Here is a 13,923-nt window from a genome sequence, read left to right as displayed (position 1 = left end):
CGTCGTTGGGGAAGGATGCGTGTGATCGCGGTGGGCAAATTGCCCACCCTACAGTTCGCTTCCGCGCCCGAGTATACCGACCACGCGGTGGTGGGGGCGTTGTGGCTTCGTCGGGGAATGGTGCGTGAGATCACGCGCTCTACCGAGTAATCAGTGCCGTGTGATCGCGGTGGGCAAATTGCCCACCCTACGGATCGCTTCCGCGCCCGAGTAAACAGATCCTGCGGTGGTAATCGCGCTGTGGCTTCGTCAGGGAATGGTGCGGGAAAGGGCATCCAAAAGCGGAGGGTTTTGGCGCCGCCGCTAGGGTCTTTCAAGCGCCGTTCAGCCTTGGGCCCCGGTTGTGCTCTAGCAGCGCGGCGGGCAAAGGCGGCAGGGCGCGGATCAGGTCGCTGGCCTTCTCGCCGATCATGATTGTGGGTGCGTTTGTGTTCGAAGAATTGATCGTCGGCATGATCGAGCTGTCGCAGACGCGAAGGCCCTCCAGCCCATGCACGCTGAGCTGCGGGTCAACCACGGCCATGTCTCCGACCCCCATGCGGCAGGTCCCGGCGGGATGGTGCTGGGTCTTGGCCATGCGGCAGGCATAGGCGAACAGATCCTCGCGGGTCTTCACCTGGGGACCGGGCAGGGCTTCGCGCGCCAGGAAGGGCTCAAACGCGGGCTGGGACAGGATCTCGCGGGCAATCTCTAGCCCATTCAGGGAGCCCTCGCGGTCCTGCGGGTGGGACCAGTAATTTGGATCAATCAAGGGCGCGTCGTCGGGGTCCGCGCTGGCCAGCGTCACCGACCCTCGAGATTTCGGGCGCATATAGGCGCAGTTCAGCGTCACCCCGCCCTTGTCGACCGTCACGATCCCCTTTTCGATGCCCGAGCCCTGGCCGAAATGAAACTGGACGTCCGGGCGGTCGGCCTGGTCATTGGAGAACCAAAAGGCGCCGGTCTCGAACAGCGACGAGGTCACCGGGCCGGACTTAAAGAGCACATATTGCAAGGCCGCGAGCGCGGATCGCGGGAACCTGTCATAGCCGTCATAGCTATAGCGGCCGCTGCATTCGCCCAATGCGCAGAGGTCCAAATGGTCCTGCAGGTTCTGCCCCACCCCGGGCAGGTCGTGCCGCACGTCTATGCCCACAGACGCCAAGTGATCCGCCGGGCCGATGCCGGACAGCAGGAGCAGCCGCGGGCTGCCTATGGCGCCGGATGTGACCAGCACCTCGTGCCTGGCCCGGATCAGGTGCGCGCGCCCGCCTTCATTGGTCTCGATCCCGATGGCGCGCTTGCCCTGCAACACGATGCGGCGGACCTGCTGCCCGGACCGCACCGTAAGATTGGGGCGCTGCGACGCGGGGTGCAGATAGGCGCTTGCGGTGGAGGACCGTTTCAGATCGCGCTGGGTCAGCTGGTAATACCCGGTGCCCGCTTGCTGGCGCCCGTTGAAATCCGGGTTGTAAGGGATGCCGTATTGCTGCGCCGCCCGCACGAAGGCGTCCGCGATGGGCAGAGTGCCGCGAGAGGCCGACACGCCAAGCGGGCCCTCGGTCCCGTGGTAGTCGTCATGAAAGCGCTCATTTCCCTCGGCGCGTTTGAAATAGGGCAGGATCTCGCGGTAGCTCCACCCGTCGCAGCCATCCTCGGCCCAGCCGTCATAGTCCCGCGCATGGCCCCTGGTGTAGTTCAGCGCGTTGATCGTGCTGCCGCCGCCCAAGACCTTGCCCTGGGTGTACCAGAGCACCCGGTCGTTGAGGTGCTTTTGCGGCACCGTCGACCAACCCCAGCTTGCGATGCCTTTGGTCAGTTTCGCGAAGCCCGCCGGCCAGCGGAAGAGCAGGCTTTTGTCGGCGCCGCCCGCCTCGACCACCAAAACCGAGACATCCGGGTCCTCGCTGAGGCGGGAGGCCAGGACACAGCCCGACGAGCCGGCACCGACGATGATGTAGTCGAACTCTTCAGTTTGGCCGCTCACCTCGGCACCACGATGGCGCGGACCTCGCCCTTTGGCGGCGGCGAGGCGATGGCCGCCGCGGCTTGGTCCAGCGGGATCGACCGGCTGACCAGCGGCGCGACAATGATGCTGCCATTCGCGATCATAGCCGCCGCGCGGGCATGGGTGAATGGGTTGAGGAAGCTGAAATGCATCTGCACCTCGCGAAACAGCAGATCGAAGGGCTCGATGGGGACCTGCTCGCCCTGTGGCAGCACCCCCAGCACCACGACACGGCCACCGGTGCGGGCAAGGCTTGGGGCCTGCGCGACCGTCGCGGCCACGCCCGCGCATTCCACCACCAGATCCGCCCCGTCCGGCCAGATCTCGCGCACCAACTGCGCGTCGCCCACGGCGTGATCGGCGCCCAGCTCACGCCCCAGGCCTTGTTTGGCGGCGCTGTGGGTCAGCAAGCCCACCTCGGCCCCGGCCAGCCGCGCGATCTGAACCGCCATGAGGCCGATCACGCCGCCGCCGATCACCAGCACCCGCTCGCCCGCCTGCGCCGCGCCGATATCCATGCCATGCAGGGTGCAGGCCAAGGGCTCGCAGAAGGCCCCATGGAGCGGGTCGAGCCCGGCGGGCAGGACCACCGCCTTGGCGGCCGGAAAGGCGCAATACTCGGCAAAGCCGCCGTCGCGATGGATGCCGGTGGCGATGTTGTTCTGGCACAGATTGACCCGCCCGCGCAGGCATTGCGCGCAGGCCCCGCACCATGTGTTGGGATCGCAGGTGACGCGCGCGCCCAGGTCCATCCCGGTGTCGCCCGCATCCACGATGATGCCAGAGAACTCATGGCCCAGGATCTTGCCCGGCACCGAGGGGAACTCGCCCTTGAACAGATGCCGGTCGGTGCCGCAGATGCCCGCGGCCTCGACCTTGATCAGCAGCTCGCCAGGGCCGGGCTGTGGTACCGGGGCCTCGACCGTGCGGATGTCCCCGGTCCGCAAGAGCCGGGTCGCCTGCATCGTCTCGGGTGGCCTAGCGGACACGACTTCCGTTGCTTTCGTCAAAGACGAAGAGGTGATCGGGTGGGATGACGACGCCGACATCATCGCCCTGGTCGCCGGTGAAATCCTTGGGGGCCTTCACGGCGATCTGATCGTCGCCCCAATCGACCGTGACCAGCGCGTGGTCGCCGATCAGCTCGTTGGTGAAGATCTTGCCCACGAATGTCCCCTCGGATGGCGGCGCGATGGAGCAATCCTCGGGCCGCACCCCCATCACCGCGCGCTCGATATTGGCCGAGACCGACGCCTCCACCCGCACGCCATTGGTGACGAACTGGTTGCCGTCCATGCGCCCATGCACCACATTCATCGGCGGCGAGCCGATGAACTGCGCCACAAAGAGATTGGCGGGGTTGTTGTAGATTTCGGCGGGGGTGGCGAGCTGTTGCAGCACGCCCTTTTCCAGGATCGCCACGCGATGGGCCAGGGTCATGGCCTCGATCTGGTCGTGGGTGACATAGATCGTTGTGATCCCCATCGACTTTTGCATGTGCTTGAGCTGCGCCCGCATATGCCCGCGCAGCTTGGCGTCGAGGTTCGAGAGCGGCTCGTCCATCAAGAACACCGACGGCTGCCGGATCACCGCGCGGGCCAGCGCCACGCGCTGGCGCTGCCCGCCCGAGAGCTCCCTTGGGTAACGGTCCAGCAGGTCCTCGATCTGGACCTGCCGCGCGGCCTCGCGCGTGGCCTTATCCATCTCTTCCTTGCCGACCCGGCGGACCTTCAAGGGAAAGCCGATATTCTCGGCCACCGTTTTGTGCGGGTAGAGCGCGTAGGACTGAAACACCATCGAGATGTCACGGTACTTCGGCAGGACCTCGGTGACGTTATGGTCGTCGATATAGACCTGCCCCGCCGAGGGGTTCTCTAGCCCCGACAGGATGCGCAGCGCCGTGGTCTTGCCCGAGCCCGACGCCCCGAGCAGCACGACGAACTCGCCCGGCTCGACCTCTAGGTCGAAGTCGCGCAGCACCTTCACATCGCCAAAGCTTTTCTCGACATTCTCGAACCGAACCGATGCCTTGTGGCCATAATCTGCCATCTCTTAGCCTTTCACCGCGCCCATTAGGACACCCCTGGATATGAATCTGGTCAGCAGGATCGCCATGATGATCACCGGGATGATCATGACCACAATGATCGCGCACATCTCCCACCAGAAGATGCCCTTTTCGCCTGCGTTCTTGGCGGCCACCATGATCGGCATGGTCTGGACCTTCACGGTCGCAAGGAACACCGCAAAGAGGTACTCGTTCCAGCTCAGCACCAGGATCAGCAGCGTCGTCGCCGCCAGCCCCGGCCGGGTCAGCGGCAGGACGATCTCCCAGAAGATGCGCGGCCGCGTGGCGCCGTCGAGCTGGGCGGATTCCTCGAGCTCGATCGGCAGGTTGGCGAAGAAGTCGTGCATCAGCCAGACCACGATCGGCATATTCGCCACCGCATAGAGCAGGATCAGCGCCAGATGCGTGTCCAGCATCTTCACCGCCTGGAACATCACATAGATCGGGATCACGATGACAATCGGCGGCAGGATGCGCTGCGAGATGATCCAAAACAGGATATCGCCATTGCGCAGGTGCATCTTGAAGTAGCCCCGCAAAGCCCGCGCAAGGAAGTAGAACAGCGCCAGCGCCACGGTCGCCGCCGCCCACCAGGGCGCCCCGGCGTAGGTGGTGGCGTAGATCACCACCACGATCAGCCCCACGAAGATCATGATATTGCCGAACCGCGGCTCATAGGTGATGCGCGCCAATGCGTAAGCCGCCATCGACCCCACGATCACGCAGAGCCCCGTCGAGAAGATGCTGATCACCACCGAGTTCGTGAACGCTAGGTAGATCTTGCAGATCTGCGGGTCCATCGGCGTCAGGTCGACAACGGGCGACACGATCCAGACAAAGGAGTTATAGACCAGCAGCCCGAACTGCCGCGCGATGGCCGCGAAGTTGCAATTGGGGTCCTCGGTGAACTGCGTGCGCCAGGCCTCCAAGGTCGGCTGGAAGTCAAAGAACGGCAGGTAATACGGCCCCTGGTTGACCGCGGCGGCGTCCTTGAACGACGTGATCACCACCCAGTAGATCGGAAACAGCACAAAGAAGGACCAGACCGCCAGCATCGAGTAGGCCACGACCTTGGCAAAGGGCGACATCTTGCCAACGGACGGGGCCTCGAACAGGCGCTGGCCCAGCGTGCGATCGGCCTTGTTGAAGCGATACGAGCCCTGCGTCATGACTTTGGCTTCCTGATCTGGCCCATGACCACGTAGTTGAAGAAGGACGCGCAGACCACGACCGTGAGGATCAAGAGCAGATAGGCGATGGCCGCCGAGCCGCCCAGATCATTGGCGCGCCAGATATACATCGAGTTGAGCGTCATCGACTCGGTCGCGGACCCCGGCCCGCCCCCGGTCATGATGTTTGGCAGGTCGACGATCTTGAAGGCCTCGATCATCCGGATCAGCAGCACCGTCACCGCCACGGGCAGGACCTGCGGCCAGGTGATCTCGCGGAAGATCTGCACGCTGGAGGCGCCATCAACCTGCGCCGCCTCGACGTGATCGCGCGGGATGTTCTCTAACGCGGCCAGCATGCAGATGAAGATGAAGGGGATCCACTGCCAGCTGTCGCTGACCATCATCATGAACCGCGCCGACCAGGCGTCGGCGGACCAGACCCAATCGCCCAGGCCCAGAAAGCCAAGCACCGGCTCGAACGGCCCCTTGGTCACATCCGCCACCATGCGCATCGCATAGCCCACGCCCAGGGGCGTGATCATCAGCGGGATGAAGAAGATGACGCGGAAGAAGTTCTTGCCGGAGATCGGTTGCGAACACAAAAACGCCAGCCCGGTGCCGATCACGAACTGGATCGCGCAGCCCACCAGCACATAAAACAGCGTCGTGTAGAGCGTGCCGATATTGTTGCCCGAGATCAGCGACGCGCAGAGGATATAGGCCAGGAAGATCGCCATCGCAGCCGAGATCGAGCGGCCAATCATCCCCACCCAGGTCGTGATCCGCACCGAGCGGATCAGCCACCACAGCACCGCGGCGGCGATGATCCCAAACAGCACCCAGCCAAAGACGCTGATGTCCAACCGGCCCAGGAAATGCTGCTCGGCGCTGCCGAAGAACTGCTTGGAAAAGTTGCGGAAGCCCACATAGCGGAACTTCAGCCCGTCGCCGGACCAGCGCACCCGGCTTAGGGCAAAAAAGATCGAATAGATCGTTGGGAAAATTGCGAAAATCAGGATCAGCGTGACAGCGGGCGCGATGAAGAACGTGCCCGAATGCTTGTCCACCCACTCGCCCAGCCGGTCGCGGGTGCCTGCGCCAGCCGAGAAGGGTCTCGGCTGGCGGGTGTTTTCATAAGACGTCATGTATCGCGTGCTTTATTCGGAACCAAGCGCCAGGGCCTGGGCCTCGACCTGCTCGTCGCGACCGAAGTCCTCGGTGATCTCCTCCCAGCCCTCTTCGATATTCTCCAGGGCCTCTTCGACGGTGATCTCACCGGCGAGGTAGCGGGCCAGCTGGGTGTCCAGCACCACGGCGGTGTATTGCTGCGCGCCGGGGATCTTCATGTCGGAGGACATGTTGGGATTGGCCAGGGCGCCGTTGATCGCACCGAGGTAGTTGTCGGCCAGCGCCTGCGGCATGCCCGCCTCGACCCACTTGTCGGTGCTGGCAAGCTGCGACACGCGGTAGGGGTTGTAGCCCGTGGCGCCGATGGTGACGTCCACGCCCGACTGCGCCGGCTGGTTCATGTAGGACAGGAAGTCATAGGCCGCCGCCTTGGTTGCCGCGTCCGCCTTCTTATTGATGGCACCGGCCCAGCCGCCAAACGCCGCGAAGGGCGAGTAGTTGACGCCGTCAATGGAATGCGGCGCGCTTTCGGCGGTGGCGGGCACCAGCGCGCCGGTCTCGCGGTCCAGCACCTCGCGCGACCCGATCGCCGCGATGGCGAAAAGCTTGCCCTTGATCGACGAGGCGTCGTCGTCAAGCTGCAGCGTGCCGGGATCACCCCACTCGACCAGCAGACCACAGCGGCCCGCCTTGAACAGCGCGCGGGTGTCGCCGATATCCATGTTCAGCTCTTCCGGAGGGCCGAACTCGCCGGTCGCCTTGTAAAGCTCGAACGCCTTCTTCCAGCCCGCGTTATTGATCAGCGGCTTCATCGTCGCGTTGTCAAAGTGGAAGCCCTGCGCGGTGCCATTCGTCTGCACAATCGGCGCCGCGAAGGTCTGGATCGCGAAATAGGACTGCGCGTTGCGCTTCTTGAAGATGCACGAGCCATAGTCGGCCTCGCCATCGCCATTCATGTCCATGCCGTGGATCTTGCCGGCCACGTCCAGGTAGTCCTCCCAGGTCACGGGCGGCTCGACACCGGCTTCGGTCAGCACGTCAGTGCGGTAGTAGACCATCTGAAAGTCGCCATCGACCATCAAGAGCTTGGTCTTGCCGCCGACCTTCTGGCCGAACTCGCGGAAATAGGGCGCGATGTCGTCCAGGTCGATCTTGTCATCGGCGGCGACGTAAGGGTCGAGATCCTCCAGCAGGCCCGCGGCGTCCAGCTCGACGCCCCAACCGGCGGCGAAGACGCCAACGTCAATCGAATTGGTCCCCGTGGCCCAGTCGTTCTGGATCTTCGGAAAGATCTCGGCGAAGGGCACTTCGGTCACGACGATCTTGGCGCCGGTGAGCGCCTCGAAGTCCTTGCCGCGCTCAACCAAGGGCCCAGCGATGACATATCCAGGCCGCGTTAAGATGTTTACCGTCACGCCTTCGTGCTGAGCGACCGCAGGCGCAGCAACGCCCCCGAGTGCCGCAGCACCAATTGTAAGCGCAGCCATTTGTTTGCGAAAATGCATCTAGTTTCCTCCCAATTTATTTCTTCGTGTGTGGGCATTCTTTGACCCTACGCAGGCCAGCTTAGGACGCAAATTCACGATTGGCTACCAACTTTCCGAATCTTTTTAGGGCCTTGCCCCAGCCAGTCTAAGAGGGGCGTTATATTTAAAGATGCATAGCGCCCCGCATCGCGAAAACACGCCGTCCAATGCAAGGCTTGTGAAAGCTCTGCATCTATTACCAAATGCGCCTGGCCGGTTCCGCCGTACAAAGCGAACGGGACAAAGCGAGCCGGAAAAAGCCAGCCGGACAAAGCTAAAGGGGCGATGCATGGATTCTGGGCTAACTGACCGCGCTATTCTCGTAACCGGCGCCTCCGGCGGGATTGGCGCCGCGACGGTGCGGCTGCTGGTCGAGGAAGGCGCGCATGTCATCGCATCGGGCCGCGACGAGGCGAAGCTGGCCGAATTGGCCGCGCAGACCGGTTGCGACACGCGCGCCTTCGATCTGACCTCGGAGGAGGAGGTCGCGGCAGCGCTTGCGGATCTGGAGCTCTACGGCCTGGTCAATTGCGGCGGCTGGGGCGGAGAGATCGCGACCCCGATGGACACCGATATCGACGTCTTTGACAAGGTCATCGACATCAACGCCCGCGGCACGCTGCTGGTGACCAAACACGCCTCAAAGGGCATGGTGACCGCCGGCAAGGGCGGCGCGATCGTCAACGTCTCGAGCCAGGCGTCGTTGGTTGGCCTTAAGGGGCACATCTCTTACGCGTCCTCCAAAGGCGCGGTGGACGCCATGACCCGCGTCGCGGCGCTGGAGCTTGGCCCGCATGGCATCCGCGTGAACGCGGTGAACCCGACCGTTGTGATGACGCCGATGTCCGAGTGGTACTGGGGCCGCGAGGATATCGGCGGGCCGTTCCTGCAGACCATGCCGCTGCGCCGCTGGGCCACCGAAGAGGACTGCGCCGGGCCCATCGTGTTCCTGCTGTCAGACGCGGCCTCGATGATATCCGGGGTCTGCCTGCCGGTGGACGGGGGCTTTACCGCGGTTTAGCCCGCAGGCACTGGCGCGCCCTCTGCGAGCAGCCCCCTGCCCTTCAGCGCGGTCCAGAAATCGGCGGGGATCGGCGCATGGAACCATTCGACGATCTGCTGCAGCTCGGTCTTGTCGCGCGGCCCGGGGATCACGGAGCTGACGATCTCATGCCCGAGCGGGAATTGCAGCGCCGCCGCCGCCAGGGGAATGCCGAAATCATCCGCCACGGCGCCCAGCGCGCGGGCCTTGTCCAGAACCTCTGCCGGGGCCTTGGCGTAATTCCACATCTCGCGCCCGACCAGAATGCCAGAGTTGAACGGCCCGCCGCAGATGATGCTGGTCCCCGCCGCCGCGCAGGACGGGAACAGCGCGTCAAGTGGCGTCTGCTCCAGCAAGGTGTAGCGCCCCGCCAGCAGGAACACGTCCCATTCGCCAATGCCCAGCGCGTCCTGGCAGACCTCGTTCTCGTTCACGCCCAGACCAATGGCCTTGACCAGCCCGCCACGGCGCAGCTCGTCCATCGCGCGATAGCCGCCCTCCGCGAGGTCCTTGAAATGGCGCGCGTTCTCCGCCGCGCCGTGCTGGAAGGCGCCGATGTCATGCGCCAGCAGGATGTCGATCCGGTCCAGCCCGAGCCGCTGCAGGTTGTCCTCAAAGGCGCGCATGATCCCGTCATAGCCGTAGTCGTAGACCACATGGAACGGCAGCGGATCGACCATGCCGAAATCCATCGGGTTGGGCACGGCGCCGGGCCGCAAGAGCCGCCCCACCTTGTCAGACAGCACATAGTCGGTGCCGCGCAGCATGTCGCCCATCACCCGCTCGGACCGGCCGAAGCCATACCAGGGCGCGGTGTCGAAATAGCCGATCCCGGCGGCCTTGGCGGCCTCGACCAGCTCTTTGGCCTGGGTGTCGAGAAGGTCCACGAAATTGCCGCCAAGCGGCGCGCCGCCCAGCCCCAACGTGTCAATCTGCAAGGCGGTTCTGCCAACGCGTCGCTTATGGTTCATCTCAAATGCCTTCGGATCGGGGATGGTTGCTGCGTCACACTACTGATTTGCGCCCCGTCGCCCAAGGCGATTTTATCCGCCGGTCGACGCGTTTGCCAAAACGCGATTTGCCGGTAAGCTTGCGGCCATAGATTGCCCGGAGGCCGCATTATGGACGACTCTAAATTCGGCAGCGAGGATAGCCGGGGCTATTGGAGCCCGAACGAGCGCATCAGCTATGGGCCGACATTCGCCTGGCCGCCCCAGCCCTGGGCCTTCCTGAAATGGTTCTTCGCCTTCCCGGGCTACCTGCTGCCCTGGAACCTGCTTTATGCCGTCTTCGCGGTGGGCATCTGGGTCTACCTGACGCCGTCACTGGAGCGGTTCGAGACCCCATCCTTGGGGCTTATGGCCTTGATGCTGGGCCGCAACCTGGGGCTGGCCGTGCTGGTCTACGGCGCGTGGCATCTGTGGCTCTACGTCTGGCGCCTGCAGGACACCGCGTTCAAGTACAACCGCAACTGGCCGAGTGAGGACTCGGCGGTCTTTCTGTTCAAGAACCAGACCTATGACAACATGTTCTGGACGCTGGCCAGCGGCGTGCCGATCTGGACGGCCTACGAGCTTTTGCTGCTTTGGGCCTATGCGAACGGCTACGCGTCGATGATCAACCCCGCGGAGAACCCGGTTGGCTTTGTGGCCCTGTTTTTCTTGGTGCCGTTCGTGCATGAGGTCGGGTTCTACTTTGCGCATCGGCTATTGCATTGGCCGCCGCTCTACCGCGTGGCGCATAAGCTGCACCACCGCAACGTGAACCCCGGCCCATGGTCGGGGCTGTCCATGCACCCGATCGAGCATGTGATTTACTTCTCGTCGATCCTGATCTTCTTTGTGGTGCCCGCGCACCCGATCCACATGATCAACCTGGCCTCGCGGCCGGGGTTGGCGCCGGCGCAGGGGCATACCGGTTTCGATCGCGTGGTGCTGGGCGACAAATCCACCTGGAACACATCCTACTACGCGCATTACCTGCATCATCGCTATCACGAGGTGAACTATGCCGACGGGATGGTGCCCTTGGACAAGTGGTTCGGGTCCTTCCATGACGGATCGCCCGAGGCGGATGCGGCCATGAAGGCCCGCCGCCGAAAGTTCCGCCAGGCAAATGGAACGTCGACCTAAGGACCCAGCTTGGCCCAAGCGGATTGCTGCGCCTAATGTCCTGACCGATTGCGGGCTTGACGCTATTGCACGGCTCAACCGTAGCGGTGTGGTTCATGCGCCGATGCCGCTGGCGTGTTGCGCAGCGGATTCGCATTGGCCACGAAAGGGCGGCGGCAAGGTGCTGCCACTGGAAGCATCGCGGTCACAACCCGCGCCAGATCGCTGCCATCGCACCCGCACCTTCACGCTACGCGCGCATGTTTGACCTTGCCTTTCGAGCGTTTACCAAGCAAGTCATCGTGTAATTTAGACCAAGCGGCTGGCCGATGGAGATCATTGAGACAAAACTTTCAGGGGTTCTAATTCTGACCCCAAAGAGGTTCGGCGATGCCCGCGGCTTCTTCAGCGAGAGCTGGAACGCGCGCCGGATGGCCGATGTCGGGTTGGATTACGCCTTTGTGCAGGACAACCACTCTATGTCGATGGAGGTGGGCACGCTGCGCGGGCTGCACTTTCAGGCGCCGCCGCACGCCCAGGACAAGCTGGTGCGCTGCGGGCGCGGCGCCCTGTTCGACGTGGCGGTGGACATCCGGGTGGGCTCGCCCACCTACGGGCAGTGGGTCGGTGAAGAGCTGAGCTTTGAGAACGGCAAGCAGCTTTTGGTGCCCGCGGGCTTCCTGCATGGCTTTGTGACCCGCGCGCCCGAGACCGAGATCATCTATAAGTGCAGCGATTATTACGCCCCCGCCTGCGACGGCGCGGTGCGCTGGGACAGCTGCGGCATCGAGTGGGGCTTTGCGGGCGCGCCGGTCCTGTCGGACAAGGACGCCGCCGCGGTGGCGCTGCGCGACTTCCAAAGCCCCTTCACATGGAGCGCCTGAGATGCGGATACTTGTAACCGGCGGCGCCGGGTTCATCGGCTCGGCGGTGGTGCGGCTGGCGGTGTCGCGCGGGCACGCGGTGGTGAACGTGGACAAGCTGACCTACGCGGCCTGCGAGGCGAACCTGGCCAGCGTGGCCGGCAGCCCCAGCTACGCCTTCGCCCAGGTGGACATCTGCGACCGGGCGGGGCTGGACGCGGTCTTCGCCCAGCACGCCCCCGACGCGGTGATGCACCTGGCCGCCGAGAACCATGTGGACCGCTCCATCGACGGGCCCGGCGACTTCATCGAGACCAATATCACCGGCACCTACACGATGCTGGAGGCCGCGCGGGCCTATTGGACCAAGGCGGGCAAGCCCGAGGCGTTCCGGTTCCATCACATATCGACCGACGAGGTGTTCGGCTCGCTGCCGGACGACCCCGAGGTGATGTTCACCGAGGACACCGGCTATGACCCGCGCTCGCCCTACTCCGCCTCCAAGGCGGCCAGCGACCACCTGGTCAGCGCCTGGCACCACACCTATGGGCTGCCGGTGGTGATGACGAACTGCTCGAACAATTACGGGCCGTTCCACTTCCCCGAAAAGCTCATCCCGGTGGTGATCCTGCGCGCCCTGGCGGGCGAGGAGATCCCGGTCTACGGCCAGGGGCAAAACGTGCGCGACTGGCTCTTCGTCGAGGACCACGCCGACGCGCTTCTGACCGTGCTGGAGAAGGGCGCCCTGGGGCGGACCTACAATATCGGCGGCGAGAACGAGGCGAAGAATATCGACATCGTGCGCAGCATCTGCGCGATCCTGGACGCCAAGCGGCCCAAGAACCATCCCTACGCCGATCAGATCGCCTTTGTGACCGACCGGCCCGGGCACGACATGCGCTATGCCATCGACCCAACCCGCATCCGTGACGAGCTTGGCTGGCGGCCGTCGGTGACCCTGCAAGAGGGTCTGGAGCGCACAGTGGACTGGTATCTAGAGAACGAGGACTGGTGGCGCGCGCTGCAGGGCCGCGACGGCGTGGGCAAAAGACTGGGAGCCGCTTAGGATGACGAAGACGAACCGCAAGGGCATCATTCTGGCGGGCGGGTCCGGGACCCGGCTCTACCCGATCACCATGGGGATCTCCAAGCAGCTCCTGCCGATCTATGACAAGCCGATGATCTACTACCCGCTGAGCGCGCTGATGCTGGCGGGCATCCGCGAGATCGCGGTGATCACCACGCCCGAGGACCAGTCGCAGTTCCAGCGCCTTCTTGGGGACGGCGCGCCATGGGGGCTGGATTTTACCTATATCCAGCAGCCCTCGCCCGATGGGCTGGCGCAGGCCTACCTGCTGGCCGAGGCGTTTCTGGACGGCGCACCCTCGGCGATGGTGCTGGGCGACAACATCTTTTTCGGGCATGGGCTGCCCGAGGTGCTGGCCGCGGCGGACGCGCGCAAGACCGGCGGGACGGTGTTCGGCTACCACGTGGCGGACCCAGAGCGTTACGGCGTGGTGGGGTTCGACGCCGATGGGAAGGCGCAGGAGATCATCGAGAAGCCCGCCAACCCGCCGTCGAACTACGCGGTCACCGGGCTCTATTTCCTAGACGGGACGGCGCCGGAGCGCGCCCGCGCGGTGCGGCCCTCTGCGCGCGGCGAGCTGGAGATCACCTCGCTGCTGGAGAGCTACCTGAGCGAGGGGCTGCTGGACGTGCAGCGCATGGGGCGCGGCTTTGCCTGGCTGGACACCGGAACCCATGCCAGCCTGCTGGATGCCGGAAACTTCGTGCGCACCCTGACAGAGCGGCAGGGGATGCAGACCGGCTCGCTCGACGAGATCGCCTTTGAGCAAGGCTGGATCGACGCCGAAGGGCTGGCCGAACGCGCTAAGATGTTTGGCAAAAATAGCTATGGGGCCTATCTGCGGCGCCTGCTAAAGGCTTGACCCGCCTGGCGCCTCGTGGGCATTGAGAGCCGGCGCCAAATCGGTGCGCAAACCGCAAGACTCTCGATGGCAACTCT

The 13,923-nt window shown here is 64.3% G+C and carries 12 protein-coding genes; 5 read left to right on the top strand and 7 right to left on the bottom strand.

Annotated features, from left to right (window positions below):
- Positions 1–313: 313 nt before the first annotated feature.
- From AIOL_RS21400 to AIOL_RS21375, 6 genes are read right to left on the bottom strand one after another with little or no spacing between them, the layout of a single operon-like run.
- Positions 314–1,966: a GMC family oxidoreductase gene (locus AIOL_RS21400; protein ID WP_049644849.1), complete on the bottom strand. Its 1,653-nt coding sequence runs from the start codon at positions 1,964–1,966 to the stop codon at positions 314–316.
- The gene (locus tag AIOL_RS21395) at positions 1,963–2,976 is read right to left on the bottom strand and encodes an alcohol dehydrogenase catalytic domain-containing protein (protein ID WP_200898774.1); all 1,014 of its coding nucleotides are present in this window, start codon (positions 2,974–2,976) and stop codon (positions 1,963–1,965) included. The genes AIOL_RS21400 and AIOL_RS21395 overlap by 4 nt, the downstream gene beginning before the upstream one ends.
- Positions 2,966–4,036: an ABC transporter ATP-binding protein gene (locus tag AIOL_RS21390; protein WP_049644847.1), complete on the bottom strand. Its 1,071-nt coding sequence runs from the start codon at positions 4,034–4,036 to the stop codon at positions 2,966–2,968. Before AIOL_RS21390 ends, AIOL_RS21395 begins: the two co-directional genes overlap by 11 nt.
- 3 nt (positions 4,037–4,039) lie before the next feature.
- Positions 4,040–5,224 carry a carbohydrate ABC transporter permease gene (locus AIOL_RS21385; RefSeq protein ID WP_049644846.1) on the bottom strand — a complete coding sequence of 395 codons (1,185 nt, stop codon included), beginning with the start codon at positions 5,222–5,224 and terminating at the stop codon, positions 4,040–4,042.
- Positions 5,221–6,372, bottom strand: coding sequence for a carbohydrate ABC transporter permease (locus AIOL_RS21380; protein WP_049644845.1), 1,152 nt, complete (start codon positions 6,370–6,372; stop codon positions 5,221–5,223). The genes AIOL_RS21385 and AIOL_RS21380 overlap by 4 nt, the downstream gene beginning before the upstream one ends.
- 12 nt (positions 6,373–6,384) lie before the next feature.
- A complete protein-coding gene (locus AIOL_RS21375) occupies positions 6,385–7,842 on the bottom strand; it encodes an ABC transporter substrate-binding protein (protein ID WP_235439126.1) in 1,458 nt (485 codons plus the stop codon).
- A 328-nt stretch (positions 7,843–8,170) separates the two neighbouring features.
- Between AIOL_RS21375 and AIOL_RS21370 the strand changes: the two genes are divergently transcribed.
- Entirely contained in the window at positions 8,171–8,902 is a 732-nt protein-coding gene (locus AIOL_RS21370) for an SDR family oxidoreductase (protein ID WP_049644843.1), read from the top strand.
- Here AIOL_RS21370 and AIOL_RS21365 read toward each other — a convergent pair.
- A complete protein-coding gene (locus tag AIOL_RS21365; RefSeq protein WP_235439125.1) occupies positions 8,899–9,861 on the bottom strand; it encodes an aldo/keto reductase in 963 nt (320 codons plus the stop codon). The genes AIOL_RS21370 and AIOL_RS21365 overlap by 4 nt on opposite strands.
- A 183-nt stretch (positions 9,862–10,044) precedes the next feature.
- Here AIOL_RS21365 and AIOL_RS21360 point away from each other — a divergent pair, with 183 nt between their 5' ends.
- The 4 genes from AIOL_RS21360 to rfbA all read left to right on the top strand — a co-directional run bounded on the left by AIOL_RS21360 (position 10,045) and on the right by rfbA (position 13,846).
- On the top strand, positions 10,045–11,055 hold the full coding sequence (locus AIOL_RS21360; RefSeq protein WP_049644841.1) for a sterol desaturase family protein: 1,011 nt from the start codon (positions 10,045–10,047) through the stop codon (positions 11,053–11,055).
- A gap of 308 nt (positions 11,056–11,363) precedes the next feature.
- Positions 11,364–11,918, top strand: coding sequence for a dTDP-4-dehydrorhamnose 3,5-epimerase (rfbC, locus tag AIOL_RS21355; RefSeq protein ID WP_049644840.1), 555 nt, complete (start codon positions 11,364–11,366; stop codon positions 11,916–11,918).
- A 1-nt stretch (position 11,919) separates the two neighbouring features.
- Positions 11,920–12,963 (top strand): dTDP-glucose 4,6-dehydratase, encoded by a 1,044-nt coding sequence (gene rfbB, locus AIOL_RS21350; protein WP_049644839.1) that lies wholly within the window; start codon positions 11,920–11,922, stop codon positions 12,961–12,963.
- Position 12,964: 1 nt separating this feature from the next.
- Positions 12,965–13,846 (top strand): glucose-1-phosphate thymidylyltransferase RfbA, encoded by an 882-nt coding sequence (gene rfbA / locus AIOL_RS21345; protein WP_049644838.1) that lies wholly within the window; start codon positions 12,965–12,967, stop codon positions 13,844–13,846.
- Positions 13,847–13,923 lie beyond the last annotated feature (77 nt).

It is taken from the genome of Candidatus Rhodobacter oscarellae (assembly GCF_001078595.1).
GTDB classification, from domain to species: Bacteria; Pseudomonadota; Alphaproteobacteria; order Rhodobacterales; family Rhodobacteraceae; genus Rhodobacter_B; species Rhodobacter_B oscarellae.
This window is presented reverse-complemented; position numbering and strand designations above follow the sequence as displayed.

What these genes read in the sequence shown, in the direction of transcription:
- AIOL_RS21390 (WP_049644847.1), bottom strand. Translation starts at nt 4,036, where the DNA reads ATGGCAGATTATGGCCACAAGGCATCGGTTCGGTTCGAGAATGTCGAG.
- rfbB (WP_049644839.1), top strand. Translation starts at nt 11,920, where the DNA reads ATGCGGATACTTGTAACCGGCGGCGCCGGGTTCATCGGCTCGGCGGTG.
- AIOL_RS21380 (WP_049644845.1), bottom strand. Translation starts at nt 6,372, where the DNA reads ATGACGTCTTATGAAAACACCCGCCAGCCGAGACCCTTCTCGGCTGGC.
- AIOL_RS21385 (WP_049644846.1), bottom strand. Translation starts at nt 5,224, where the DNA reads ATGACGCAGGGCTCGTATCGCTTCAACAAGGCCGATCGCACGCTGGGC.
- AIOL_RS21360 (WP_049644841.1), top strand. Translation starts at nt 10,045, where the DNA reads ATGGACGACTCTAAATTCGGCAGCGAGGATAGCCGGGGCTATTGGAGC.
- rfbC (WP_049644840.1), top strand. Translation starts at nt 11,364, where the DNA reads ATGGAGATCATTGAGACAAAACTTTCAGGGGTTCTAATTCTGACCCCA.
- rfbA (WP_049644838.1), top strand. Translation starts at nt 12,965, where the DNA reads ATGACGAAGACGAACCGCAAGGGCATCATTCTGGCGGGCGGGTCCGGG.
- AIOL_RS21370 (WP_049644843.1), top strand. Translation starts at nt 8,171, where the DNA reads ATGGATTCTGGGCTAACTGACCGCGCTATTCTCGTAACCGGCGCCTCC.
- AIOL_RS21375 (WP_235439126.1), bottom strand. Translation starts at nt 7,842, where the DNA reads ATGGCTGCGCTTACAATTGGTGCTGCGGCACTCGGGGGCGTTGCTGCG.